General features: G+C 71.9%; 22 protein-coding genes. 4 read left to right on the plus strand and 18 right to left on the minus strand.

Going from position 1 to position 23,784, the window contains the following annotated elements:
• Window positions 1–201 precede the first annotated feature (201 nt).
• On the plus strand, window positions 202–396 hold the full coding sequence (locus KBY90_RS03700) for a sigma factor SigF (protein ID WP_254967111.1): 195 nt from the start codon (window positions 202–204) through the stop codon (window positions 394–396).
• On the opposite strand, the gene KBY90_RS03705 is transcribed toward KBY90_RS03700, so the two are convergent.
• From KBY90_RS03705 to KBY90_RS03725, 5 genes are all read right to left on the minus strand, one after another.
• Window positions 341–1,114, minus strand: coding sequence for a sigma-70 family RNA polymerase sigma factor (locus KBY90_RS03705; RefSeq protein ID WP_254967112.1), 774 nt, complete (start codon window positions 1,112–1,114; stop codon window positions 341–343). The genes KBY90_RS03700 and KBY90_RS03705 overlap by 56 nt on opposite strands.
• Window positions 1,115–1,233: 119 nt before the next feature.
• Window positions 1,234–2,094, minus strand: coding sequence for an ATP adenylyltransferase (locus KBY90_RS03710; RefSeq protein ID WP_254967113.1), 861 nt, complete (start codon window positions 2,092–2,094; stop codon window positions 1,234–1,236).
• Window positions 2,081–3,049 (minus strand): SpoIID/LytB domain-containing protein, encoded by a 969-nt coding sequence (locus KBY90_RS03715; protein WP_254967178.1) that lies wholly within the window; start codon window positions 3,047–3,049, stop codon window positions 2,081–2,083. The genes KBY90_RS03710 and KBY90_RS03715 overlap by 14 nt, the downstream gene beginning before the upstream one ends.
• Window positions 3,050–3,087: 38 nt before the next feature.
• Window positions 3,088–4,074, minus strand: coding sequence for a PhzF family phenazine biosynthesis protein (locus tag KBY90_RS03720; protein ID WP_254967114.1), 987 nt, complete (start codon window positions 4,072–4,074; stop codon window positions 3,088–3,090).
• On the minus strand, window positions 4,071–5,054 hold the full coding sequence (locus tag KBY90_RS03725; RefSeq protein ID WP_254967115.1) for an NAD(P)H-dependent glycerol-3-phosphate dehydrogenase: 984 nt from the start codon (window positions 5,052–5,054) through the stop codon (window positions 4,071–4,073). Before KBY90_RS03725 ends, KBY90_RS03720 begins: the two co-directional genes overlap by 4 nt.
• A 26-nt stretch (window positions 5,055–5,080) precedes the next feature.
• On the opposite strand from KBY90_RS03725, the gene KBY90_RS03730 reads away from it, so the two are divergent.
• On the plus strand, window positions 5,081–5,860 hold the full coding sequence (locus KBY90_RS03730) for an SDR family NAD(P)-dependent oxidoreductase (protein WP_254967116.1): 780 nt from the start codon (window positions 5,081–5,083) through the stop codon (window positions 5,858–5,860).
• A gap of 9 nt (window positions 5,861–5,869) precedes the next feature.
• Here the strand turns inward: KBY90_RS03730 and KBY90_RS03735 are convergent, their stop codons facing one another.
• Window positions 5,870–6,247, minus strand: coding sequence for a DUF2237 family protein (locus KBY90_RS03735; protein ID WP_254967117.1), 378 nt, complete (start codon window positions 6,245–6,247; stop codon window positions 5,870–5,872).
• Window positions 6,248–6,398: 151 nt separating this feature from the next.
• On the opposite strand from KBY90_RS03735, the gene KBY90_RS03740 reads away from it, so the two are divergent.
• On the plus strand, window positions 6,399–6,626 hold the full coding sequence (locus tag KBY90_RS03740) for a hypothetical protein (protein ID WP_254967118.1): 228 nt from the start codon (window positions 6,399–6,401) through the stop codon (window positions 6,624–6,626).
• A 13-nt stretch (window positions 6,627–6,639) separates the two neighbouring features.
• Here KBY90_RS03740 and KBY90_RS03745 read toward each other — a convergent pair whose 3' ends face one another.
• From KBY90_RS03745 to KBY90_RS03755, 3 genes are read right to left on the minus strand one after another with little or no spacing between them, the layout of a single operon-like run.
• On the minus strand, window positions 6,640–6,912 hold the full coding sequence (locus tag KBY90_RS03745) for a DUF4090 family protein (protein WP_254967119.1): 273 nt from the start codon (window positions 6,910–6,912) through the stop codon (window positions 6,640–6,642).
• A 51-nt stretch (window positions 6,913–6,963) separates the two neighbouring features.
• A complete protein-coding gene (metH, locus tag KBY90_RS03750) occupies window positions 6,964–10,686 on the minus strand; it encodes a methionine synthase (RefSeq protein WP_396122521.1) in 3,723 nt (1,240 codons plus the stop codon).
• A gap of 53 nt (window positions 10,687–10,739) precedes the next feature.
• A complete protein-coding gene (locus tag KBY90_RS03755; protein WP_254967121.1) occupies window positions 10,740–11,657 on the minus strand; it encodes a branched-chain amino acid transaminase in 918 nt (305 codons plus the stop codon).
• A gap of 64 nt (window positions 11,658–11,721) precedes the next feature.
• On the opposite strand from KBY90_RS03755, the gene cobN reads away from it, so the two are divergent.
• Window positions 11,722–15,543 carry a cobaltochelatase subunit CobN gene (gene cobN / locus KBY90_RS03760; RefSeq protein ID WP_254967122.1) on the plus strand — a complete coding sequence of 1,274 codons (3,822 nt, stop codon included), beginning with the start codon at window positions 11,722–11,724 and terminating at the stop codon, window positions 15,541–15,543.
• 24 nt (window positions 15,544–15,567) lie between these two features.
• On the opposite strand, the gene KBY90_RS03765 is transcribed toward cobN, so the two are convergent.
• The 9 genes from KBY90_RS03765 to KBY90_RS03805 form a co-directional block, all read right to left on the minus strand.
• Window positions 15,568–16,107 (minus strand): hypothetical protein, encoded by a 540-nt coding sequence (locus KBY90_RS03765; RefSeq protein WP_254967123.1) that lies wholly within the window; start codon window positions 16,105–16,107, stop codon window positions 15,568–15,570.
• 29 nt (window positions 16,108–16,136) lie between these two features.
• Window positions 16,137–16,841, minus strand: a complete 705-nt coding sequence (locus KBY90_RS03770; protein WP_396122516.1) for a PHP domain-containing protein — start codon at window positions 16,839–16,841, stop codon at window positions 16,137–16,139.
• Window positions 16,834–17,445, minus strand: a complete 612-nt coding sequence (gene hemJ, locus KBY90_RS03775; RefSeq protein ID WP_254967124.1) for a protoporphyrinogen oxidase HemJ — start codon at window positions 17,443–17,445, stop codon at window positions 16,834–16,836. Before hemJ ends, KBY90_RS03770 begins: the two co-directional genes overlap by 8 nt.
• A 67-nt stretch (window positions 17,446–17,512) precedes the next feature.
• Window positions 17,513–18,229: a triacylglycerol lipase gene (locus KBY90_RS03780; protein WP_254967125.1), complete on the minus strand. Its 717-nt coding sequence runs from the start codon at window positions 18,227–18,229 to the stop codon at window positions 17,513–17,515.
• Entirely contained in the window at window positions 18,226–18,798 is a 573-nt protein-coding gene (locus tag KBY90_RS03785) for a rhomboid family intramembrane serine protease (RefSeq protein ID WP_254967126.1), read from the minus strand. The genes KBY90_RS03780 and KBY90_RS03785 overlap by 4 nt, the downstream gene beginning before the upstream one ends.
• A gap of 70 nt (window positions 18,799–18,868) precedes the next feature.
• On the minus strand, window positions 18,869–19,327 hold the full coding sequence (locus tag KBY90_RS03790; protein WP_254967127.1) for a tellurite resistance TerB family protein: 459 nt from the start codon (window positions 19,325–19,327) through the stop codon (window positions 18,869–18,871).
• 150 nt (window positions 19,328–19,477) lie between these two features.
• A complete protein-coding gene (locus KBY90_RS03795) occupies window positions 19,478–20,431 on the minus strand; it encodes an isopenicillin N synthase family oxygenase (RefSeq protein WP_254967128.1) in 954 nt (317 codons plus the stop codon).
• A gap of 8 nt (window positions 20,432–20,439) precedes the next feature.
• The gene (locus KBY90_RS03800; protein WP_254967129.1) at window positions 20,440–21,312 is read right to left on the minus strand and encodes a gamma-glutamylcyclotransferase; all 873 of its coding nucleotides are present in this window, start codon (window positions 21,310–21,312) and stop codon (window positions 20,440–20,442) included.
• On the minus strand, window positions 21,309–23,756 hold the full coding sequence (locus KBY90_RS03805) for a type II CAAX prenyl endopeptidase Rce1 family protein (protein ID WP_254967130.1): 2,448 nt from the start codon (window positions 23,754–23,756) through the stop codon (window positions 21,309–21,311). Before KBY90_RS03805 ends, KBY90_RS03800 begins: the two co-directional genes overlap by 4 nt.
• Window positions 23,757–23,784 lie beyond the last annotated feature (28 nt).

A 23,784-nucleotide genomic window follows, 5' to 3' on the forward strand; every position in this document is an offset into this window, starting at 1 on the left:
GGGTGGCGAGGGGGTCCGGAACACCGGGCTGAGGCGGTTCGGGATTCAGACCCATGACCCCGCACCCACGCATGCCCGTCTTGCCCATGCCCCTCCTGCGCGCTGCCACCGTTGCCATGGTCGCGTCCTGGCCGGAACCGGTGATGGCTCTCGATCAGGGCGCCGGGCTGGCTAGAACCAGCAAAGCCGGCACAGTTTGACATGTTTCCCCCATTCGCTTGCTGCAGCGATGACGGTCCCGCCGGCAACGGCCTGCGACGCCACCAGGAACGCAAGCTGCGCATGCTGCGCTTCTGGCGGGATGGCGCCGAGCGTCAGCTGGCTGCGCTCGACGCGGCGATCAGCACCCTGGAGCGGCAGATGCAGCGCGACCAGCCCCGGCAGCAGGACAGCTGAGCAGACCCCGCAGCTGCTCCAGACCGCGGCGCAGCCGGCGCTGCACCGTCATCGGACTCACCTTCAGAGCCTCGGCGGTGCGCCGGTAGCTCCAGCCCGTGAGCACCACGCGCTCCACCACGGTGCGCAGGGGCTCCTCGAGGCTGCCCAGCAACGCCAGCAACTGCTGGGCACGCTCGTCCGGCTCGCCAGATCCAGTAGCCGATGCTGAAGCACGGCCTTGGGCTTCATCCGCCATCCCCTCCTCGAGGCTGAGGGGCCGCTGCAGGTCAGCCGTGGCCTCCAGGTCCTGCCACTGCCGGGGGCTGAGGCCCAGGGCGCCGCGCAGCTGCGCCGCCGTCGGCTCGGTGCCGTGCCTGGCGGTCCACTCTCGGCGCAGGCACCTGAGCTGGTGGCGCCGTTCCTCCAGCCGGCGGGGCAACCGCACCGGGGCCGCCAGGTCGCGCAGGTAATGGAGGATGGCGCCACGCACATGGGGCCGGGCGAAGGCGGCAAAGGGCGTGCCGCTGCCCGGGCGGTAGAGCTCGGCGGCCCGCAGCAGTCCCAGCAATCCCACCTGGGTGAGGTCGTCAAGCGGTTCGGCGCAGCGCTGGTGGTAGTGCAGCGCGATCGGCCGCACCAGCTCGCGGTAGGCCTCGATGCGCTCGTTGCGGCGGGCGATGCAGCGTGGCTGAGCCGGGCGGCAGCAACGGCCCGGACGGGCGGTGACGGTGGACATAACAGTGGTTGGAAAGAAAGGGGACGACGACCGCTGCGGCCGTGTCTCTTTCCACGAAGCGTCAGCTGCCGGTGCATGCGCAACCGTGAAAACACGGAATCCAGCGGCGTGAGCGGATCTCAGCAGGCCCGGGGCGTACTCACCAGGCGCAGCAGTTCCCAGGCCCCGTGTTCCAGCAGCCAGGCCAGGTCGGAGCGCTCGGTGACCAGCAGGTAGCCGGCAAAGCCGAGGGCATTGATGCTGAAACCGGCGCAGTGCTCCCGTTCACGCCGCACCGTGAGGAACCAGTGGTCCTCGAACAGCAGGTTGTAGGGATGCCGGGGCTGCGGGTCGTGCTGCGGATCCCCCAGCTCCAGCTCCCCGGCATGGGCCTGGTAGAGCCGCTGGAGCTCCTCGGCCCTGGCCGCCTCGCTCGCCCCGGGGTGGCCGTGCACACGGGGGCTGAGGGCATAGCGCCAGGGCCAGGGAGGCGTCTCCGCGCCTTCGAGCTGGGCGCGCAGCAGGGGCGCCAGGGGGCAGCTGGACTCGTGGCCGTGGCGGGGGAGCAGCTGCAGGTGCCGGTGGGGCTGGCTGGCCCCGGCGGCGGCGCAGCTGTTGAAGAACCACAGGCCGCCGGTGTCGGCCGCCACGTGGGCGACCGCCTGCCAGTCGAGCGACCTGAGCCAGCCCGACTGGGGGTGCCACTGCTGGGTGATCAGCAGGATGTGGCCGGGCTGCACGGGGTACTTGTTGAGCAGCACCACGTGCTGCTCTCCCAGCCGCCGCACCTCCAGCTCGGGTTCCCAGGGCAGGAAGGGGTTCGGTCTGGGCCCGCCGGCCCGCAGATGGGCCGGGGTGCGGCTGAGCAGGCGCCGCAGGGTGAAGGGGGCCAGGGGCGGATGTTGCAGCGGCTCGGTGCTCAGCGGCACGAGTGCTGCGCAGGCCTGAGCCGTGCGGGAGCGGGCCAGGGCCTCGCGCCAGAGCTGTTCAGCCCGCCGCACCGGCCTTGAGGCGGGCCAGGGAGGCGCCCTGGTAATAGTGCCCGAGGATCTGGTTGTAGGTGTAGCCACGCAGGGCCAGGTCCTGGGCTCCGTGCTGACTCATGCTCGCCCCCAGATGGCCGTGGGCCTCCACCGTGATCTGGTAGGTGGCGGCGTAGAGGCTCTCGACGATGGCTCCCTGGTAGCTGAGGATCAGACCGGCGGTGCTGGCGGTGGCATGGCGGGTGCGCTCGTTGACGCTGGTAAGTCCGCGGTAGGCCTGCCAGCGGGTGGTATCTCCCAGGTGCCAGTGGGGATCGGCGGGACGGGCCATGTGCGCCAGGGCATAGGAGCGGGCTGCCACGGCCTGGGCCCGGAGAGCCTCCATCGACCAGCTGGTGGGCATCTCCGCACCCACCACCGAACTGATGTAGGTCTCCAGGCCGAGATGGTTCACCAGTCGCAGGCGGCCGTCCTGCTGCAGCAGCCGCAGCCGTCCGGCGTAGGGCTGGCCGTTCACCAGCAGGGCTTGGCCGCTGGTCTGCAGCCAGGCCTCCGGTCCAGCCGCCCAGATCCCGCCGAGCTCCACCGCCTCACCGGGGCCGCCCTGCTGGAGCACGGCGCCGTCGCGGCTGAGCAGCTGCCAGGGCCCACGGGCGGAAAGCGAAGGGGAGGAGCCGGCACCCAGCAGCGCCACACGGATCTCCAGATCAACAGGGGCGGCGGCGGCCGGCTCGACCAGGGTGGGAACACCGGCGGCGCCGTTCCGGATGGGGGCCTCGCCGGCGTCGGCTTCGGCCCGCTGGGCCTGGAACGCGCGCAGCTGTTCGGCGCTGCTGTAGGTGTCGGGCGGGCTGGCCGGGGCGGGCATGTCCAGCAGGGTGTCGAGCAGATCTCCCTGCGTCACCGCGTGGGGTCTGGGGGCCAGGCTCTGGGCCAGGTAGCCGACGCTCAGGGCCACCACCGCCATGGGCATGGCCACCAGGAGCTGCGGGGAGAACGGCGACCGCAGCCTCAGTCCAGCAGGGAACGCCAGACGTCCTCGGCCAGTCCAGGCCAATCCTGCTGATGATCGGCTGTGGACGGCGGCACGGAGGGCGCCGAAGGCCGCCCCGGCCCGGCGCAGGGTTCCAGCCGCAAGGTTCCGTCCCACAGAAGATGACCAGTTCCGCACAGGCGGATCATGCCTGAAGACGCCGGTTCGCACACCATTCCCCCGGGTCTTGGGGAACACTGCCAGCCCACCACGTCCCTGCGGCCCAGCTGTTGCAGCCACCAGGGAGCCACCAGCGCATGGGCCGAACCGGTGACGGGATCTTCGGGAATCCCCAGGCCGGGCGCGAAGAAGCGCAGCTGGTAGTGGCTGGCTCGCCCGACCACGGTGGGGGCCTGCGCTGGCGGGAGCGCCTGCATCAGCACCAGGCCGGGCCGCGCCTCCGCCGGTAGGGTGTCGACCGCGGCCGTCAGCCCGGCCAGCGGCGCCTGCGGCGTCAGCAGCACCACCCGGTAGTCGAGGCTCGGCGCCTGCCAGCAGCCCAGCGGTTCGGCCAGTCCCTGGTGCCGCAGCCAGTCCAGCAGGGGCTGGCTGGGGCTCAGGGGCTCAAGGGGGCTCGAGGGCAGCACGATCCGGGCCAGGGCGGGCTGCGTGGCATCGAGTTCCACGGACAGCGGCCCGCTGCGGCTGTGCAGGGCGGCAGCGGCGCCGGGGGCCAGCAGCTGCCAGTGGCCCAGCGCCAGCGTGGCCGCCAGGGTGGCGTGGCCGCAGAGCTTCACCTCGCAGGCGGGCGTGAACCAGCGCAGCAGCCAGCGCTCCCCGTCCCGCAGCAGGAATGCCGTTTCCGACTGGTTGAGGCTGCGGGCCACTGCCTGCAGGGCCTGGTCGGCGAGGGGCTCGCCCAGCAGCACCACGGCGGCGCCGTTGCCGCTGCAGGGGCGTTCGGCGAAGGCCTCCACCAGCAGCGCGGGGAGCCCGAAGGCGCATCCGGCGATGGAGGGGCTCATGGCCGCTCCTGCAGCGCCTCGGGCCGCAGCTGCCGCTCCATCAGCGAGCGGGCCACCGTCTCCACGGCGCTGCGCCCCTCGATCACCGCCACCACCTGTTCGCAGATCGGCAGGCTCCAGCCGTGGCGCACCGCCAGGGCCAGGGCGGCGCGGGCGGTGCGCGGCGCCTCCACCGTGGCGTCGATGCGGGTCAGGGCGGCCTCGATCCCCATGCCTTCGGCGAGCAGCAGGCCGCAGCGGTAGTTGCGGCTGAGGGGACTGGTGGCGGTGGCCAGCAGGTCACCGAGACCAGCCAGGCCGTAGAGGGTGGGGGGCTCTCCCCCCAGCCCCTCCAGCACCACCCCCATCTCGGCCAGGCCGCGGGTGAGCAGGGAGGCGCGCGCATTCGCGCCCAGGCGGAGCCCGTCGCACAGCCCCGCCGCCAGGGCCATCACGTTCTTGAGGGCGCCGGCCACCTCGGTGCCCAGGGGATCGTGGTTGGTGTACAGGCGCAGATTGCCGCCGCTCAGGCGCCGCTGCAGCGCGCCGGCCACGGCCTGGTCCTCGCAGGCCAGCACGCTGGCGGCCGGCAGCCCCTGGGCCAGCTCGGCGGCCAGATTGGGCCCGCTGAGCACGAGCGCGGGCGCGGCTGCCGGCAGCCCCTGCTGGCGCCAGATGCGGCTGGCGGTGGTGAGGCGCTCCGGATCCAGGCCCTTGGTGCAGCTGAGCAGCGGCAGGCCGGCAGGCCAGTGGGGAACGAGGGTTTCGGCCAGCGCCTCGACGCCGGCCATGGACACGGCCACGACCGCCAGATCGAGCTCCTGCAGCAGCCCTGCAGGGGCGGTGCCGTCGCGGCGGGACCAGGAACGGACCTGATGGCCCTGCCGTTCCCAGAGCTGGGCCAGGGTGCCGCCCCAGGCCCCGCGACCGAACACGGCGATGCGCAGGGGGGCGCGCTCGGGCATGGCGGTGAGCGGCTCGACGCGAGAGGTTGCCATCATGCGCCATGCGCCCGACAGCTCCAGCGATGCCAGGCCTGCCCGCGGCTGCAGCGCTGACAGCCGAAACCCGCCTGGCCGACTGGCGGCTGAGCGACTGGCGGGGACGGGCCCTGGTGGTGGGCTGCGGCGGCATCGGCCGGGCCCTGCTCACGCTGCTGGCCGAGCGCTGCCCTCACCTGGAGCGGGTGGGCGCCAGCCGGCATCCGGCCGCCATGGCGGGGGTGACGATGCTGTCGGTGGATCTGGAGCGGGATGTCAGCCTCCAGCACCTCGCCGAGGAGCTCAGCGCAGGCCCCCCCCTGCGCCTGGTGATCCACACCGCGGGGCTGCTGCACGACGGAGACCTGAAGCCCGAGAAGCGCCTGGCCCAGGTGCGGCGCGCCCACCTGGAGCGCAGCTTCGCGGTGAATGCCTTCGCGCCGCTGCTGCTGGCCAAGGTAATCGAACCCCTGCTGCCCCGGCAGGAGCCCTTCCACTTCGCCAGCCTCTCGGCGCGGGTGGGCAGCATCGGCGACAACCGCCTCGGCGGCTGGTACGCCTACCGGGCCGCCAAGGCGGCCCAGAACCAGCTGCTGCGCACCCTGGCGCTGGAATGGCAACGGCGGCTGCCGCTGGGCTGTGTGAGCCTTCTCCACCCCGGCACCACCGCCACCGGCCTCTCGGCCCCCTTCCAGGCCAATGTGCCCCAGCAACGCCTGTTCAGCCCCGAGCGCGCGGCGGCCCAGCTGCTGGATGTGCTGGAACGGCGCAGCGCCCAGGAGAGCGGCGGCTTCTGGGCCTGGGACGGCGAGCCGATCCCCTGGTGAACCCCTGATTCAGGCGGCGTGCTGACGCAGCACCTCCAGGGGGATCACCTCAAGGGTGCTCGCTTCGGTGGCCGCCAGCCGCACCGGCGGGGCCATGCCGTCCTCGTAGGCCTCCAGCCAGCGGGGGGCGCAGACACACCAGTGATCCCCCGGTCTGAGGCCAGGAAAGCCGTACTGCGGCGCCGGGGTGGAGAGATCGTTGCCCTGGGCCCGGCTGTAGCTGAGGAAGGCCTCGTTCACCACGCAGCACACGGTGTGGCGGCCGAGGTCGGCTCCGTTGGTGCGGCAGCTGCCATCGCGGAACCAGCCCGTCATCGGCTCACAGCTGCAGAGCTCCAGGGGCTCACCGAGCACGTTGAGCGCCGGGGTGGTGAGGGACTCGGCCATGGAACGCAGTGAGGGCAGGCACCAGTCTGCTGAGCCCGCCGGGGGATCGGAACCGGGAACAAACCGGGCCGGAGAGGTTGACGGATTCCGGGGGTGAGGCGTTAAAGATCGGTTGTCGCGTCCCACCCATCGTTCTGCGCGCCACCCCTTCATGAGCTGGGAATTCACCGAAGACGCGGCCTTTCTGGCCCTCTGCGACGCCTACAAGGAAAGCGGTGAACCCTCCGCCATGGAGTTCCTGGCCCATGGCGAAGGGGCCTTCCACTTTCAGGAACTGACCCAGAACGCCGCCGGTGAGGGCATCGACCTGAGCGATTCCGACGACCTCGAGGAGTTCCAGCAGGAGGTGATCGACGCGATGGAGGAGATGTGCAGCTGAGGGCCTCCCGGTCTCAGCCGTAGAAGAAGGCGATCTCCTTGTCCTTGAGCCCATCCCAGCCGGCGGTCTTCAGGCGGGCGTCGAGGGTGGCCTGGTCGAAGTGCTTCGAGCCCGTCTTGACGATCCGGTTGCGCATCGACTTCTTGACGCCGCTGCGGGCACGCTGGCGCTCCAGATCCATCACCTCGTTGTAGAGGGCCAGCATTTCGGCGGGGATCGGTGTGCCGTCGAGGTCAAGGCCTGCCTGAATCGCCGCGTCGACGCCGTCGGGGCCTGCGATTGCCATGGGGTGCGGGGTGGGGCACGGCCAGGCTAGGGCTGGGCCCCGGCGGGCTGCTCAGGCGCTGAAGTAGCGGGCCTGGCTGTGCAGGGCCACCAGGGCGGTGGTGCTCTGCTCCGGGTGCAGCTGCTCGCTCTCGTCCATGCTCAGGCCGATGCGCTCGGCCCCCAGCCAGACGAGCTGCTGGCGGGAGTCGCCCACGTTGGGGCAGGCGGGGTAGCCGAAGGAGTAGCGGCTGCCGCGGTAGCGCTGGGCCAGCACATCGCGCAGGGCGATGGCGGCGGGGTCGGCGTGGCCGAGCTCACGGCGGATGCGGGCGTGGGTCCACTCCGCCAGGGCCTCGGCCATCTGCACCGCCAGGCCGTGGAAGTAGAGGTAGTCGCTGTACTGGTCGGCGGCGAACAGCTGCTGGGCGAAGATCGAGGCCTGCTCGCCCATGGTCACGGCCTGCATGGGGATCACATCCGTGGGCCGCAGCCCGCCATCGGACGCCGGCTCCAGGTCGCGGTAGAAATCGGCGATGCAGTAGCGGTTGCCGGACCGCTGGCGGGGCAGCTCGAAGCGGCCCAGCTCGCTGCCGGCGTCGCCTGGCACGGCGCCAGCGGCCATGCCCTGAGGGTCGAACAGCACCACGGCATTGCCCGTGCGGCCGCAGGGGAAGTAGCCGTAGGCCACCCGCGGCCTGAGCAACTGCTCGCGCAGGCAGCGCTCCATCCACTGCTGCAGCACCGGCTCGGCCTTCTCGGCCAGCATCGCCTCGTAGTCGGCCCGCGACTGCTGCTGGCTCTTGCGCAGCTGCCACTGGCCGGCGAACAGGGCATTGCGATCCAGGTAGGCGAACACCTCCTGCAGGTCGATCTCGGCCTCCGTGAGCACCCGGCTGCCCCAGAAGGGGGGCGTGAGCGCCGGTTGCTCGGGCACGGCCTCGGAGCGCTGGTCGTTGGGGCCTGAGGCAGCCGCAGCGGGCGGGCTGCCATCGGCGGCGCTGGCCTCGCTGGCGGCTTCACCCCCGGCCTCGGAGCCGGCTGCACCGGATGCCTCGGTGCTGGACTCACCGGCCTCGGACTCGCCGCGATCGGTCAGGCCGAGACCATCGGGAGCTCCGTCGAGGAAGCCCCGGTGATCGTCCCAGCTGCCGGCCGCCTTGGCTTCCATCAGGGCATCCATGAAGCGCAGATCGGCGAAGGCGTCGCGCCCGTAGATCACCTGGCCCGTGTAGGCCGCTCGGCAGTCGCCGTTCACGAAGCGGGGGGTGAGGGCGGCCCCGCCGAGGATCACCGGCACTGCGATACCCGCTGCATTGAAGGCCTCCAGGTTGTCCTTCATGAAGGCGGTGGATTTCACCAGCAGGCCACTCATGGCGATGCAGTCGGCCTGGTGCTCCCGCTGGGCCTCGATGATCGCCTCGCAGCTCTGCTTGATGCCCAGATTGATCACCTCATAGCCATTGTTGGTGAGGATGATGTCCACGAGATTCTTGCCGATGTCGTGCACATCGCCCTTGACCGTGGCGATCAGAAACTTGCCTTTCGCCGAGCTCTCTCCCTCCACCTTCTCCATGTGGGGTTCGAGGTGGGCCACGGCGGCCTTCATCGTCTCGGCGCTCTGCAGCACGAAGGGCAGCTGCATCTGGCCGCTGCCGAACAGCTCGCCCACCACCTTCATGCCATCGAGCAGGAAGGTGTTGATGATCTGCAGCGGCGGATAGTTCTGCAGCGCCTCATCGAGGGCCGGCTCCAGGCCGATGCGTTCGCCGTCGATGATGTGCTGCTTGAGCCGCTCCTCGATCGGCAGATCGGCCAGAGATGGACCGGAGGCGCGGGCCTCCTTGGCGCTCACCCCCTCAAACAGGCTGGTGAGGGCGGTGAGCGGGTCGTAGGTGCAGATCGCGCCCGGTTCCTCGCTCTCGAAGCGGCGCCGGTCGTGGATCAGATCCAGGCACACCTGCTGGTGCTCCTCGCTGATCTTCGCCAGGGGCAGGATCTTGGCCGGGCTCACGATCGCCGCGTCCATGCCGGCCCGGCAGCACTCGTGCAGGAACACCGAATTGAGCACGATGCGGGCCGCCGGCGAGAGCCCGAAGCTCACATTGCTCACCCCCAGCACCACATGCACCCCCGGGAGGCGCTCGCGGATCATGCGGATGGCCTCGACGGTGGCGGCACCGTTGAGCCGGTCCTCCTCGATGCCGGTGGAGATCGGCAGGGCCAGGGGGTCGTAGAAGAGTTCGCGGGCGGGAATGCCGAATTCCAGGGCGTCGCGGTAGGCGCGCTGGGCGATGGCGAATTTCTTCTCGGCCGTGCGGGCCATGCCCTCCTCGTCGATGGTGCCGATCACCACACCGGCGCCGTAATCGCGGGCCAGTTCCAGCACCTTGAAAAAGCGCTCCGGCCCGTCCTCGTAGTTGGTGGAGTTGAGCAGGCACTTGCCGCCGGCCACCTTCAGGCCGGCCTCCATCTTCTGCCACTCGGTGGAGTCGAGCATCAGCGGCAGGTTCACGTTGGTGACCAGCCGGCTCACCAGTTCGTGCATGTCGCGCTCGCCATCGCGCCCCACGTAGTCGACGTTGACGTCGAGCACATGGGCGTTCTCCTTCACCTGTCCGCGGGCCACGGCCACCAGGCCATCCCAGTCTTCTTCCGCCAGCAGCTCGCGCACCTTCCTGCTGCCGCTGGCATTGAGCCGCTCGCCGATGATCAGGAAGGAGTTGTCCTGGTGGTAGGGCGTGGTGGCGTAGATCGAGGCGGCCGCCGGCTCCATGTTCAGGCTGGGGCGGGGATCGGCCAAAGCATCTGCCGAAGGGGGCTCAGCTTGCGCAGCAGCGCCTCGCACCGGCCGTGCGGCCGGCTTCATCTCTGCAGCCAGCTCGGCCAGGGCGCCGATGTGGGCGGGCGTGGTGCCGCAGCAGCCGCCGATCACCTGCACGCCGAGGTCTTCGACGAAGTGCAGCAGCTGCATCTTCATCTCGAGGGGCGTGAGCCGGTAGTGGGCCACGCCGCCGATGTTCTCCGGCAGGCCGGCGTTGGGGATGCAGCTCACCACGAACGGACTGTGCTCGCTCAGGTAGCGGATGTGCTCCTTCATCTGCTCCGGCCCGGTGGCGCAGTTGAGGCCGAGCACGTCGATCGGGAACGGCTCCAGGATCGCCAGCGCCGCGGCGATGTCCGAGCCCACCAGCATCGTGCCGGTGGTCTCCATGGTGATGCTCACCATCAGCGGCCGGCGCTGACCGGTGCGGCTGAAGGCGGCCTCGATCCCCTGCAGCGCCGCCTTGATCTGCAGCACGTCCTGGCAGGTCTCGACGATGAACAGATCCACGTCGCCCGCCAGCAGACCCTCGGCCTGCTCGGCGAAGGAGGCCTTCATGGTGTCGAAGTCCACGTGGCCGAGGGTCGGCAGCTTGGTGGTGGGGCCCATCGAGCCGGCCACGAATCGGGGCTTCTCGGCGGTGGAGAAGGCGTCGGCCATCTCCCGGGCCAGCTCGGCGGCCCGCTTGTTGATGGCGAAGGCCTGGTCGGCGATGTCGTATTCGGCCAGCACCAGGGAGGTGGCGCCGAAGGTGTCGGTCTCGATCACATCGGCGCCCACCTCAAGGAACTGGCGGTGCACGGCCTGCACCGCATCCGGGCGGGTGAACACCAGGTGCTCGTTGCAGCCCTCCAGCGCCGCACCGCCGAAGTCCTCGGCCGTGAGATCCATCTGCTGCAGGGAGGTGCCGGTGGCGCCGTCGAACACCAGCACGGGCCGATCCGGGGCGTGCAGCCGCTCCAGGAACGGCATCCGGGTGGAGGCGGACGGGCCGGTGGTGGAAGCCGGAGCGGTGCTGCTGGCCATCAGCCGTCGAGACGAACGCGCGTCACCCAGTGGTCATAGGCGGGATCACGGCCCTCCGTGATCGCCGTCAGGCGCTCGCGGATGCGGGCCATCACCGGCCGCTCCACGGCCAGGTCGGTGGCTTCGATCCGGCGCACCGGCGTGACCTTGGCGGCCGTGCCGCTGAGGAACACCTCGTCGGCGATGAACAGCTCGCTCTTGTCCACGGGACGCTCCACCACCTCGATGCCCATCGCGCGGGCCAGCTCGATCACGCTGGCGCGGGTGATGCCCTCGAGGATGTCCTGATCCACTCCCGGGGTGATCAGCACGCCGTCGCGCACGATGAACAGGTTCATGCCGCTGGCCTCACTCACCTTGCCACGGCTGTTCATCAGGATCGCCTCGTCGAAGCCGCTCTTCACGGCCTCGGTCTTGGCCAGGGAACTGGTGATGTAGGCGCCGGTGATCTTGCCGCGCAAGGGCAGGGAACGGTCTTCCTGGCGGATCCAGGAACTGATGCGGCAGCTGACGCCATCGGGGGAGAGATAGTCGCCCAGTTCGATGCCGTAGATCAGGAAATCGGTCTCGATGTTGTGCAGCCGCGGCGCGATTCCGAGATCACTGGTCCACACGAAGGGCCGCATGTACACCGGACAGGTGGGCCTGTTCGCGCGCAGGAATTCGAGGATCGCGTGATGGATCGTGTCCTCGCTGAGCTCGGTGAGCAGCAGCCGGGCGCTCTGACTCAGCCGGCGGGCGTGGCGGTCGGCGCGGAACAGCAGGATCTCGTTGGGGTCGGCGGGGTTGGGCAGGGCGCGCATGCCGCCGAAGGCCCCGGTGCCGTAGTGCAGCGCATGGGTGGCCACCGAGAGGGTGGCGTCCTCGAAGCGCACGCAGCGGCCATCGAACCAGGCGTAGGGGAGGAACTGGTGCATGGCGTGCGGCGCAGGCTGCAGGCGGGGGCCTCGATCTTCTCACCGCACCCAGCAGGATGGGGCCATGCACAGGCTGGCGTCGGTACCGGGAAGCGCGGCGGAGGCCGACGCGGGCGCCTTCGTGGAACAGCCGGCGGCCGAGGTGCTGCTGCTCACCAGCGCCGACACCGACCTGCTGATGCTGGAGGCGGTGCTGGAACGCGACCCCGCCCTGCTGGGCGCGGAGCTGCGCGGGTTGAACCTGGCGGCGCTGGCCCATCCGGCCGTGATCGACCACTACCTCAGCACCACCGTGGTGGCCGCCCGTGTGGTGGTGGTGCGCCTGCTCGGTGGACGCGGCCACTGGAGTTACGGGCTGGAGCGGCTGCAGGCCTGGGCGGCCGTCGGAGCCGGGCGCCAGCTGCTGGTGCTGGCGGGCACGGCCGAGGACGAGGCCGCCCTGGCCAGCCTGAGCAGCGCGGATCCGCAGCTGGCGGTGGCCCTGGCCCGCTGCCTGCGGGTGGGTGGCCCGGAGAACGGGCGACGGCTGCTGGGCTGCCTGGCCGCGCTGCTGCGCGGCGAACGGCCCCAACCACCGCGGCCCAGCCCCCTGGCCGATCCCTGCCCCCACGACTGGCGGCAGGACCCCGGGCCGCGGGTGGGGGTGGTGGCCTACCGGGCCCTGCTGCAGGCCGGCGATCTGGACTGGATGGAGGCGGTGCTGGCGTCGCTGCGGACCCGGGGCCTGTGTCCGCGGGCCCTCTGGGTGAGCGGCCTGCGCGATCCGGTTGTGCAGCGTGGCGTGGCCGATCTGTTCGGGCGAGAAGAGGTGGAGGCGGTGCTCTGCTGCACCTCCTTCGCCTCGGTGCAGTTCGCTGAGGCCGGCCTGGGGGCGCCCCTCTGGGACGGCCTGGCGGTGCCGGTGCTGCAGCTGCTGTGCAGCAGCCAGTCCCGGGAGCGCTGGCAGGCCAGCAGCATCGGCCTGCCGCCCACCGACCTCACCCTGCAGGTTGCCCTGCCGGAGCTGGACGGACGCATCACCACCCGCATCGGCGCCTTCAAGGAATGCCGCGGGGCCAGCGCGCGGCTGGCGTCTGCCCTGCCCCGGCTGGAACCTGACCGGCAGCGGCTGGACTGGATCACTGCCCTCACCGCCAACTGGATCCGCCTGCGCCGCACCCCGGCCGCCCGGCGGCGGGTTGCCCTGGTGCTGGCCAACTACCCCACCCGCAACAGCCGGCTGGCCAACGGCGTGGGCCTGGACACCCCCGCCTCGGCCGCCGCCATGCTGCGCTGGCTTGCGGAAGCTGGCTACCGCCTCGACGGAGCTGAGGGCGGGGGGGCACCCGGGCTGCCGGCGGACGGCGACGCCCTGATTCAGGCCCTGCTGGCGGGCCGCAGCAACGACCCGGAGAGCACGCACCGGCCGGCCCTCGACCATCTGACCCTGGACGTCTACCTCAGCTGGTACGGGCAGCTGCCCGAGGAGGGACGCCGGCGGCTGGAGGCGGTGTGGGGGCCACCGGAGGCGGACGCCGGCCTGGTGCCGGCGCCGGCCACGGGACTGAGGCAGCCGGCCTTTCCGATCCAGGGCCTGCGCTTCGCTCAGGTGGTGCTGCTGATCCAGCCGGCGCGGGGCTATGACCGCGACCCGAGCCTCAGCTACCACGCCCCCGACCTGCCCCCCACCCACGCCTACCTGGCCGTCTACCTGTGGTTGCGGCGCAGCTTCGGGGCCGATGTGGTGGTGCATGTGGGCAAGCACGGCAATCTCGAGTGGCTGCCGGGCAAGGGCCTGGGGCTCTCCGATCAGTGCTTTCCGGAGTGGGCGCTGGGCCCCCTGCCGCACCTCTATCCCTTCATCGTCAACGACCCGGGGGAGGGCTCCCAGGCCAAGCGCCGCAGCCAGGCGGTCATCCTCGACCACCTCACCCCGCCCCTGGGCCGGGCGGGACTGCACGGCGAACTGCTGCAGCTCGAGGCCCTGCTGGACGAATACTGGGAGGCCGGCCAGCTGGGCAGTGCGGAGCGGGCGGCGGCGTTGCGCAGCACCCTGGCCCACCGCCTGACGGAGCTGGAACTGCCGCTGACCGCGGAGGCGGGGCTGGATGCCCGCCTGGACGCCGCCGACGGCTACCTGTGCGAACTCAAGGAAGCCCAGATCCGCCTGGGGCTGCACACCTACGGCCACCTGCCGGAGCCGGAGCGCCTGGCCGAACTGCTGCTCTGTCTGGCGCGGCCGCCCCAGGCGGGTCTGCCTGGTCTCACCCAGGCGCTGGCCCGCGACCGCGGCCTGGAGCTGGATCCCTGGGCCGCGGGTGAGGAGGAGGTCCTGTCCCCGGAGGACCGCCGGCGCCTGGGAGGCGGGCGCAAGGTGGGCGACGCGGTGGGCCTGCTGGAGGCGGAGGGTCTGGCCCACTGCCGCAGCCTGCTGGCCCAGGCCGGCGTGAGCGCCCCCGGCTGGCCTTCAGGCGAGTCCTGTCGGTCCGGCGGCGGGCCGGCCCCCGTCCATCCGGAGGGAGCCTGCACGGCGCCGGTGCTGCGCCACATCCGCCAGGTGCTGGTGCCGCGGCTGCTGGCCTGCGGCCCGGCGGAGAAGGAGGCCTTGCTGGCGGGTCTGGAGGGACGGCGCATCGCCGCCGGCCCCGCCGGCGCGCCCACCCGCGGTCGGCCCGACCTGCTGCCCACGGGCCGCAATTTCTATTCGCTGGACCTCCGCGGTCTGCCCACCGAGGCCGCCTGGGACCTGGGACGGCGCAGCGCCGAGCTGCTGCTGGAGCTGCACCTGCAGGAGGAGGGGGAGCACCTGCGCACCCTGGCCCTCTCGGTGTGGGGCACGAGCACGATGCGCAACGGCGGCGAGGACATCGCCCAAGCCCTGGCCCTGCTGGGGGTGCGCCCGGTGTGGGACGGCCCCAGCCGGCGGTTGGTGGATCTGGAGGCGATTCCCCTGGGTCTGCTGGGGCGGCCGCGGGTGGACGTCACCCTGCGCATCTCCGGGCTGTTCCGTGACGCCTTCCCCCAGCTGGTGGGCTGGATGAACCGGGCCACCGCCCTGGTGGCGGCCCTGGACGAATCGGACGCCGACAACCCCCTGGCGGCCGCTGCCCGCCGCGAGGGCCACTGCGCCCGCGTCTACGGCTCGGCGCCCGGGGCCTACGGCGCCGGTCTGCAGGGGCTGATCGACAGCGGCCAGTGGGAGTCGCGGGCGGACCTGGCCGAGGCCTTCCTCACCTGGAGCGGCTGGCGCTATGGCGCGGCGGTCGGCCACGGCGACAGGCCGGGCGGCGCTGAGCAGGAGAGTGGCGGCATCGCCGGGGCGATCGAAGCCATGGCCGACCGGGCGGGCCTGGAGCAGCGGCTGGCGGCGGTGCAGGTGGTGCTGCACAACCAGGACAACCGCGAGCACGATCTGCTCGACTCCGACGACTACTACCAGTTCCAGGGGGGCCTCAGCGCCGCCGCCGAGAGCCTCCAGGGCAAGGCCCCCGCCCTCTGGTTCGGCGACCACTCCCGCCACGCCCGCCCGCGCCTGCACCGGCTGGAGAAGGAGTTCGACAAGGTGCTGCGCAGCCGCCTGCTCAATCCCCGCTGGATCGAGGCGATGCAGGGGCACGGCTACAAGGGCGGCTTCGAGATGGCCGCCAGCCTCGACTACCTGTTCGCCTACGACGCCAGCACCGGCCGCGTGCCCGACTGGAGCTACGGCGCCGTGTGCGAGCGCTGGCTGGAGACCCAGGAGGTGCGGGCCTTCCTGGAGCGCTGCAACCCCTGGGCCCTGCGCGACATGGCCGAGCGGCTGCTGGAGGCGCACCACCGCGGCCTCTGGCAGGGCGCTTCAGATGTCCAGCTGGCGCGTCTGCGCCAACTGGTGCTCGACAGCGAGAAGCTGGTGGAGGAGGCCTGAGAGCGCAGGCTCCCCCGGTCGACCTCAGCTGTTGAGGTCCTTCACCATGTCGCGGAAGGCGTCGATGGCTCCGGGCTTGCTGGCGGCAGGGGATGGCGTGGAGGACGCCGCTGCCTGGGAGGCCTGCTTCCTGGCGGCAGGCGTGCCGGTGGCGGGGGCGTTCACCGGCGCCACGGCGGCGCCCTTCTGGCGCTGCTGCAGCTCCGCCTGGGACATCTGCTTGGCGAAGGTCTTCTTCACCGGCTTGGGCACGCCGCCGGTGAGGCTGACGCCCGCGTCGCCGCTCTCGGTGCCCGGCAGCCCCTCGGACATCTTCTCGATGCGGGCTTCCATGGATCCCACCTCGGCCACCATCTCCTTCTGACCGGGGCTGCTGGCGCTGCCGGGGAAGGTGTGGCGGATGGTGTTGGAGCGCCGCATGAAGTTCACGTCGCCCAGGCTGGTGGCCTCATCGGGGGCCAGATAGACGGTTTCGGTGGTCTTCTTCGGCTTGGCGGCGGGCGTCCCGGACTGGGCACTGCCGCTGCCGGAACCGAAGGAGAACAGGCGATCAAACAGACCCATCGGTGGTGCCGGGAGTGTGTCAGCAAACCCTAGCGGCCGCGGAGCTCCAGGCCATGGGTATCAGTACCGGAACTGCACAGCAGCCCCCGGCGCCGGAGATCCCGGGCGATCGCCTCGCACACCACCGGGGTGGGCTGCCAGGTGGGTTGCATGCCGTAGTCGTACCAGGCCTCGGCCCCGTCGAAGCCCAGCTCGGCCGCCGCGGCGATCAGGCGCTGGAAGGGCAGGCGGTAGCGGGCCGGATGGGCCAGCAGGGCCAGGCCGTTGGCCTGCCGGATCGCCTCCAGCACCGCACCGGCCCGCAGAGCGGGGCCCACCACGCTGCAGCCCTGCAGGTAGGGGTGCAGGGAGGGGTGGTCAGAGTCGAAGCCGAGGGCCAGCACATGCACCAGGCAGCCCTCCAGCAGGCAGCTGATCTCCACGCCCCGCCACAGGGTGGGCACGGCCTCACCCCGGGCGGCGGCGGCGGCGAACACCTCGGCCACGGCGGTGTGGGCCGCGATCGCGTGGTGGTCGGTCACCGCCAGGTGCTCCAGGCCCAGGGCGATGGCCTGGCGCGCCAGCTGCTCCGGTCTCAGGCTGCCGTCGCTGCAGGTGGTGTGGCAGTGGAAATTCACCCGGCCGGGACAGCACTGCGGCGTGATCGAGCCCAGCACCGGGGCCAGGGGGTGGCGATTCAGGCGGCGCAGGGATGCCGGTGCGGCCGGCTGCGGCAGCCCTGCGGCATCAGCCACCGGCCACCTCGGCCGCCAGGCGTTCGGCGCGCAGCCGCCGCCAGCGGGCATAGAACTGGATCGAGGCGGCCATGAACACCACCAGGGCCACGATGAACCAGGTGGCGGCACCGGTGGGGAACTGGTTCTTGAACACCACCAGCATCACCACCAGCACCAGCAGCAGGGTGGGCAGTTCGTTGAGGGCCCGCAGCTGCCGGCCGCTCCAGCTGCAGGCACCGCGCCGCAGCAGGCCCATCAGCCGGTAGCAGAACCAGTGGTAGGCCAGCAGGGCGGCCACGCAGGCGAGCTTGGCGTGCATCCAGCCCTGCTTCAGCCAGGCGGGATTCACGCTCAGCAGCCCGATGGCGCACACCACCGCCACCACCATTCCCGGCGTGGTGATGATGTTGGCCAGACGGCGCTCCATCAGTGCGTACTGCTCCTCGAACGCCTGGCGCAGGGGGGGATCGAGTTCGGCGGCCTCGCGGTGGTAGATGAACAGCCGCACGAGATAGAAGAGGCCGGCGAACCACACCACCACGCCGACGATGTGCAGGGTCTTGAACCAGAGATAGGCCTCCGGCGCCCAGGTGAGGGCAGGCCAGGAGAGGGCGAGGGGCATGGCCAGAGCGTGGAGCGAAACCGGCGGACGGGACGGGTGATGCCCTGCCGCACCAGGCCGGCTCAGGCTAGGGGTCCGTCTCCGGCGCGAGCAGATCCAGCCAGCGGGGCACCACGTCAGCGCTGCCGTACCAGCGCTCGGCGAACCAGCCGCCGTGCCCCACCCCCTCCAGCACCCGCTGCTCGGAGCCCTCCAGCAGCGCCGAGGCCAGCGGCACCAGGCCGTCGCCGCGGCTGGCCGGGTCGTCGCAGATGGCGCTGTAGGAGCGCCGCACCAGTCCGCGGGCGCGGGGCCGCAGGGCCTGCGGCGTGATGGCCCCGGCCACCGACACGTAGCGCACGGCGGGGGCGTGAAAGGCGCCGGGGTAGCGCGCATCCACCAGCCGGCGCAGGGCGGTGCCGCGCATGGCGCGGTGCGGGCTGCCCAGGGTCAGCAGGGTGGCCACGCGATCGCGGGCGGCGTACACCCGACCCGCGAACGGTTCATCGCCCAGCAGCAGCCGCAGCATCACGCCGCCGGAGCTGTGGCCCACCAGGTTCACCCGGCCGCCGGGGGCAGCGGCCGCCAGCTCGTCCAGCAGTGCCTGGGCGCGGTCCAGCAGGCGGCGCCAGCCCAGGGTCCAGCTGGTGAGCAGCCAGTCGCCGCGGCTGGCCGGCACCACCTGCACCGGCTGGCCGGTGCGGGCGGCGATGGCGGCGGCCATCGGGGCGTAGGCCTCGGGCGTGATCAGAAATCCCCCCAGGATCAGGGTGGGAGGCGCCGCCTGGGGCATCTCGAGGCTCATTCCCGGTACACCGCGAAGGCCGCCAGCACACCACCCAGAAAGCCGCTGAGGTGGCCGATCCAGCTCACCCCCGCCGGAGAGAACAGGGGGATCAGGCTCGGCAGCACGGCGCCGTAGCTCAGCAGGCAGAACACCGAGAGGAGCAGCGAGAAGGGCCGCTTCTCCAGCCAGCCGATCAGCAGCAGGTAGCCGAGCAGGCCGTAGACCACACCGGAGAGGCCATGGCTGCCCACGGGCCAGAACAGCCACACGGGAATGGCGCAGACGTAGACGCCGATCCACACCGCCAGGTAGTCGCGCCCGCCCCGCAGCAGCACCAGCCAGGAGAGGGGCAGGAAGAGGGCGGAATTGGCCATCAGGTGGCCGAAGCCGCTGTGGCTGAAGGGGGCGGTGAGCACGCCGAGGGCCGGGCCGCCCGGCAGCATCGGCAGATTCCAGCGGCCGGCGAACAGCAGCTGGTCGATCAGCTCCTGGATCCAGGCGACCAGCAGGATCAGCACCGGTGCCAGGGCCTTGGCCCCCAGCCGGGCGAGGCTACGGTCCAGCCGCTGGGCCAGGGAATCGCTCACGCCATGCAGCCCGCTCAGCGCCGACCCTATCGCCGCTCCAGGCCTCGCTGAGCGGGGGGCCGGCCCCGGATCAGACCACCGGCGCGTGCAGCACCTCCATCACCTCCAGCACGCTGCTGGTGTCGGCCCCATCGAGCTCCAGCGTGGCCGCCAGCGTGCTGAGGATGTTGCGCTCATCGGCCAGGAGCGGACCGTCGGAGCGCATGATCTCGGCGGCCACCGCATAGGCGGAGCGGCGCCGGTCGGCATCGAGCGAGCGGGCGGCATCGAGCATCAGGTGCTGGGCGCCGCGCTGCCGCAGGGCCTCCAGCAGCCTGGTGATCAGCAGCGCCACCTGGGCCTCACCCATCTGCCGGTAGGGGGCGCGGTAGTCGATCGCGTGCCGCAGGGCGCGGGTGCCGGCGGCGGTGAGGGTGCCGTCCCAGGAGACGGCGGCCAGGGCCACCGCCACAAAGGCCTCCTCGACCGGCATCGACGGGTCGGATTGCGGTGGTGCGGGCATGGCTTCGGCGGGCATGGAGAGGACCATGGCTCTGCGGGGAATGGAGATGGAGGGGTTGGAATCCAGTTCACGGACCCCAGCGCACCCCGGTCGGTGCCGATCCACACCGATTCCGGCGGTTGAGTGCAACTACTCAGGCCGCCCGTCTGCCCAGAAGCCCGTCTGTCCAGAAGCCCGTCAGCCCAGAAGATTGATGCGGTGCAGCACGTCCTCCAGGGCATCGGCCGCCGTCACGGCCGCGAACCGCTGGGGGTGCTCGGCGTCGATGCAGCTGGCCAGAGGATTCAGCACCGTCGAGGGCCTGGGGTGGCAGAACTGCACCACGCTCAGACGGCCGGCGCTCCAGTCCGCCGGTGCCACCACCCGATGCCAGCCGCTGGGGATGCGGCCGTTGCTCAGCCACTCCAGCATCAGGCCGCTGTTCAGGATCACCAGGCCGTCCGGAGCCACCGCATCCACCCAGCGCTCGCCCACCCGCACCTGCAGCCCCGGCGCGGTGGCCCGGGGCAGGGCCGTGATCAGGTTGATGTCGCCGTGGGGCGCTGCCCAGAGGTGGCCGGGGGCCGGAGCGTGGACCATGGGGGGATAGTGCACCGCCCTTGTGAGGGTGGGCGCCTCGGCCACCACGGCATCGAAGAAGTGGGTATGCACGCCCAGGCCGGTGGCGATGACGCGCAGGAAGCGCCGCTGCAGATCGGCGATGGCGCGATGGAACCGGCCCAGCACCGCGGTGATCCCGGGCACCAGCGGCTCCGGCAGCACCTGCTCCGGGTAGAGCAGGGGAAAGCGCCGTCGCAGGGGATGCCGCTGCGGCAGCGGCTCGCCCCAGTTCAGCATCTCCTTCCAGTCGGCCTGCCGCTCGCCGGCGGCTGTTTCCACCAGAAGGCCCGTGTAGCCGGTCTGGCCGCAGGAACCGGCCGGACTGAACTGCGCCTTGCGCTCCGCCGGCAGGGCGAAGAACCGCTCCAGCAGGCCATAGGCCTCATCGAGCAGCTCCGCGGGCAGATCGCTGCGGGTGAGCACGAAGCCGGTGGCCAGGCTGCGCATCACCCCGTCCACCACCGCCCGCTGCCGGGCCGTGCTGCCGCGTTCGAAGGCGAGCAGGTCGACGTCCAGGATCCCCGGCTGCATGGGCGGCCTCAGCGCGAGCCTCCAGATTGCCGCTCTCCAGGCCCTGCGACGGGAGCGGCTGCGGGGTGAGCGAGGGGCCGCAGCTCCTGGCGCAGCCAGGCGCGCCAGGCGGGGGGCAGGCCGTGGTGCTGCGCACCCCGCAGGATGCGGCCGGCGTAGGCCGGACTGGCCCGCAGGCCGCTGGCCACCACCTGAGGATGGGGCACGTAGGCCAGCGCCCGCAGCCGCTCGTCGCCGCACACCACCTCCAGGCAACGGTGTTCGTACTGGGCGATGGACACGCCTTCCATCAGGTCGAGGCCGGCCCGGTCCCGGTGGCTGAGGTGATGCACCACCCCCCAGCAGGCGGCTCCGGCCTGGGGCGTGATCCCGGCATGGCCGAGGCCTGGATCCGGCAGGGAGCGCTTGTTGATCCGCCAGCGCCAGCCGTCCAGGCGGGCCACCAGCCCGTAGCCGTCCCAGCCGGCGCAGCGGTGGCGCAGCTGGCGGGGGTCGAGGTTGGAGCCGTAGCTGAACACCGGCGTGGCCCCCCAGTCATCGAAGGGCACGCGCCGGCAGCCCTGCACCTGGTGCGGCTGCCCGAGGTAGATCCAGGCCACCCGGCCGTCGGCGGTGGTCAGCCGCCGACGGTCATAGAGCTGCGGATACTCCTCGAGCACATCCAGCCGGGCAAGCCCGGCCGCATCGACGCGGTAGAGCTCGGCGTGGATGCGCGCCCCGGGGTCGGAGCTGGGCACCGCCATGGGGTAGTCGCCGAGGTTGTGCAGCTGCAGGCCGGGCACCCGGGTGCGGCCCTCGAAGCGTGCTCCCCGCAGCCAGTGGTGGTTGCACTCGCCCCGCTTGAGGGTGCCGTAGACGGCGACGTGCACCCAGCCGCTCATGACGCCAGGAGCCGCCGGCCCTGCAGGGGCTCCAGCCACACCAGCACCGCCAGCCAGTGGATCAGCACCGGCGGCCAGAGGGAGCCGGTGACCACGTAGACCACAGCGCAGGCCACCCCGAGCAGGGTGCACTGCACCAGGAAGCGGGGATCGTCGAACAGCCGCCGGCCAGCCCGGTACCAGAGCCGGCCCGCGAGCGGGTGATACAGCACGAACAGGCCCACGCTGAGGGCCATCCAGGCCAGCAGCGCCGCGCCGTGTTCACCCTCCAGGGGGTGGGGCAGCAGGCCGACGCGGAAGATCAGTTCCTCCACCAGGGCGGGCATGACCAGCAGGCCGGCGGCGTGGGGGAGCACTACCGGCAGGGGGCGCCAGCGCCAGGGGCCGGCCAGGAAGCCGCTGCGGAAGCCGTGGCCCAGGGCCAGAACGGCGTAGATCGTCAGCACCAGCAGCGTGAAGCCGTGGGCGGCGGGCACCAGGGGTGGGAAGAGGCTGTCCAGCAGCCGCTGCAGCAGGGTGCCCAGCACCGGCAGCCCACCGAGAACGGTGGTGGGAGCCAGGGGCTGGAGCCGGGAATCGGCGCCGGGGACCTGGTTGGTGCGCAGCACCAGCACGGGCAGGCCGGCGCGCAGAAACTCCCGGGCCATGGCGTCATGGGCACGGCGGGGCAGCATCGAGCGCCAGCTCAGGAGCACGTTCAGCCAGCGCTGGCTGGCCTGGAAGGGGCTGCGCTCGCCGGAGCCGGGATTGGTCCGTCCCGTGCCGGCACTGAAGGTCACCTCGGCGTTGCGGCGCCAGTCGCCGCGCACCTGGCCCAGGGGGGTGAGGGTCCTGTCGAGGGCGTCGCCGAGCCGGGTGAGCCGCTGCCGGTCGGCCTCCGGCCAGCCGGCGCCGACACCCTGCCGGCGCAGCTGCGCCAGGGCGATCCAGAGGGCCTGGCTGGAGTCCTGCACGCACGAGGTGGCCGGCGTCACCAGGGCGACGCCGTGGCCATCGCCGCTGCGGTAGCGGGCAGCGATGATCTCGCTCTGCAGGGCGATGGCAGCGAGGGCCGGATCGGGCAGGCGCACGAGCAGATCGGAGATGGGCCGCGTGCCCAGCCAGCCGCGCTGCAGGTTGCCGGCATAGGCGCTCCAGTCCTGGCTGCCGGCCACGATGCCGTTGGGATTGTTGGCGTAGATCTGGTGGTAGACGATCTCGAGGCGGGGTTCGCCGCTGATGGGGTCCCGCACCACCTCGGCCTCCCCGAAGGCGAAGTGGCCGGTCACGGTCCAGCCGGGGGTGGGTTCGCCGTCCGCGCCGCCGATGCCGCCGAACAGGTGCACTAGCAGGGCCCGGTCGCCGAGGGCCAGGCCGTCGCGGCGCCGCTCCTCGAACAGCTGCCGGTCGGGCACCAGCAGGGTGCTGTGCGCCGTGCCCCGCTGCAGCTGCGGAACGCTCCAGTTGCCGCGGGTGATGTGCTCCAAGCTGGCGGCGAGGCCATCGATGCGCCGGCCGGGGCGGAGCTGGAGCAGGCTGCGGGGCTCGAGGGCCTGCACCGTGAACACGCCATCGACGGCGGGGGCGCCACGGATGGTCCAGCCCTCGCCGTTCAGGGGTGAGGCCGCCAGGCCGCGCGGATCCAGCAGGCGCCGCCCGAAGCGGTCCGGGGGCAGCAGGGGGAAGCGGATGCGCTCCTCAGCACCGTCGAACGCGCCGCTCGCTGGATTGAAATGGCGCACCCGCACCAGGTCGCTCCCGGCCGGCTGCCCGGCCCCGGGGTCTGGGGGCAGCAGGCTCACCAGGGCGGTCCAGCGGCCGGTGGTCTGCACCGGCGTGCGGGCGATGCGCAGCTGATCGCCGCTGAGGGTCACACCGTCGAGCCGCACGGTGACGTCGTCGACGGGCCTGGCCCCGGCCAGCGACTGCAGGGGTCCCACCCGGCGTCGGCCGTCCAGGCGGGTGGGCACCACGTTGGCCTGCTCGGCGGCTCGGCGGGCGCTGTCGCCCAGGTTGATGTCCGTGGTGACGGTGCGCACGAGCCGCTGCAGCTCCGGCCCTTCGGCCCAGCTCAGCCGCAGGCTCCGGCCGATCAGCTGGCGCTGGCCGGCGGGGGCCTGTTCCAGTTCGATCCACACCCAGTCCTCGCCGCCATCGGCACCGGCAGCGGCCCGGTCGGCGGCCAGCTCGTCCTCGCTCGGCAGGATCAGGCGCCCGATCCATTCGGCGCTGGGCCGGTAGAGATCGGAGCGGGGCTCCAGGTTGAGGGGATAGGTCTCGGGACGGTTCCAGGGGGACCGCCGGGCCAGGGCGTCGCTGCTCTCGGGCAGGGGCTGGGTCGGGGTGCCCTGGGCCGCCGGCAGGGGCGCGGGCGCCAGCAGGGGCAGCGCCAGCAGCAGCACCAGCAGCAGGGCCGCCAGGCCTGCCCGGAGCCGCCGCCGCCGGCCTTGGGAAAGGGGAATCAAGGGCCGTCCCGGCGCCGTCGCCAGGACC

It is taken from the genome of Cyanobium sp. CH-040 (assembly GCF_024346135.1).
Classification (GTDB): domain Bacteria; phylum Cyanobacteriota; class Cyanobacteriia; order PCC-6307; family Cyanobiaceae; genus NIES-981.

Coding starts and splice junctions, on each gene's coding strand:
- KBY90_RS03700 (WP_254967111.1), top strand. CDS start 202: ATGTTTCCCCCATTCGCTTGCTGCAGCGATGACGGTCCCGCCGGCAAC.
- KBY90_RS03705 (WP_254967112.1), bottom strand. CDS start 1,114: ATGTCCACCGTCACCGCCCGTCCGGGCCGTTGCTGCCGCCCGGCTCAG.
- KBY90_RS03715 (WP_254967178.1), bottom strand. CDS start 3,049: ATGCCCATGGCGGTGGTGGCCCTGAGCGTCGGCTACCTGGCCCAGAGC.
- KBY90_RS03720 (WP_254967114.1), bottom strand. CDS start 4,074: ATGAGCCCCTCCATCGCCGGATGCGCCTTCGGGCTCCCCGCGCTGCTG.
- KBY90_RS03725 (WP_254967115.1), bottom strand. CDS start 5,054: ATGATGGCAACCTCTCGCGTCGAGCCGCTCACCGCCATGCCCGAGCGC.
- KBY90_RS03730 (WP_254967116.1), top strand. CDS start 5,081: ATGCCAGGCCTGCCCGCGGCTGCAGCGCTGACAGCCGAAACCCGCCTG.
- KBY90_RS03735 (WP_254967117.1), bottom strand. CDS start 6,247: ATGGCCGAGTCCCTCACCACCCCGGCGCTCAACGTGCTCGGTGAGCCC.
- KBY90_RS03740 (WP_254967118.1), top strand. CDS start 6,399: ATGAGCTGGGAATTCACCGAAGACGCGGCCTTTCTGGCCCTCTGCGAC.
- KBY90_RS03745 (WP_254967119.1), bottom strand. CDS start 6,912: ATGGCAATCGCAGGCCCCGACGGCGTCGACGCGGCGATTCAGGCAGGC.
- metH (WP_396122521.1), bottom strand. CDS start 10,686: ATGCCGTTCCTGGAGCGGCTGCACGCCCCGGATCGGCCCGTGCTGGTG.
- KBY90_RS03755 (WP_254967121.1), bottom strand. CDS start 11,657: ATGCACCAGTTCCTCCCCTACGCCTGGTTCGATGGCCGCTGCGTGCGC.
- cobN (WP_254967122.1), top strand. CDS start 11,722: ATGCACAGGCTGGCGTCGGTACCGGGAAGCGCGGCGGAGGCCGACGCG.
- KBY90_RS03765 (WP_254967123.1), bottom strand. CDS start 16,107: ATGGGTCTGTTTGATCGCCTGTTCTCCTTCGGTTCCGGCAGCGGCAGT.
- hemJ (WP_254967124.1), bottom strand. CDS start 17,445: ATGCCCCTCGCCCTCTCCTGGCCTGCCCTCACCTGGGCGCCGGAGGCC.
- KBY90_RS03780 (WP_254967125.1), bottom strand. CDS start 18,229: ATGAGCCTCGAGATGCCCCAGGCGGCGCCTCCCACCCTGATCCTGGGG.
- KBY90_RS03790 (WP_254967127.1), bottom strand. CDS start 19,327: ATGGTCCTCTCCATGCCCGCCGAAGCCATGCCCGCACCACCGCAATCC.
- KBY90_RS03795 (WP_254967128.1), bottom strand. CDS start 20,431: ATGCAGCCGGGGATCCTGGACGTCGACCTGCTCGCCTTCGAACGCGGC.
- KBY90_RS03800 (WP_254967129.1), bottom strand. CDS start 21,312: ATGAGCGGCTGGGTGCACGTCGCCGTCTACGGCACCCTCAAGCGGGGC.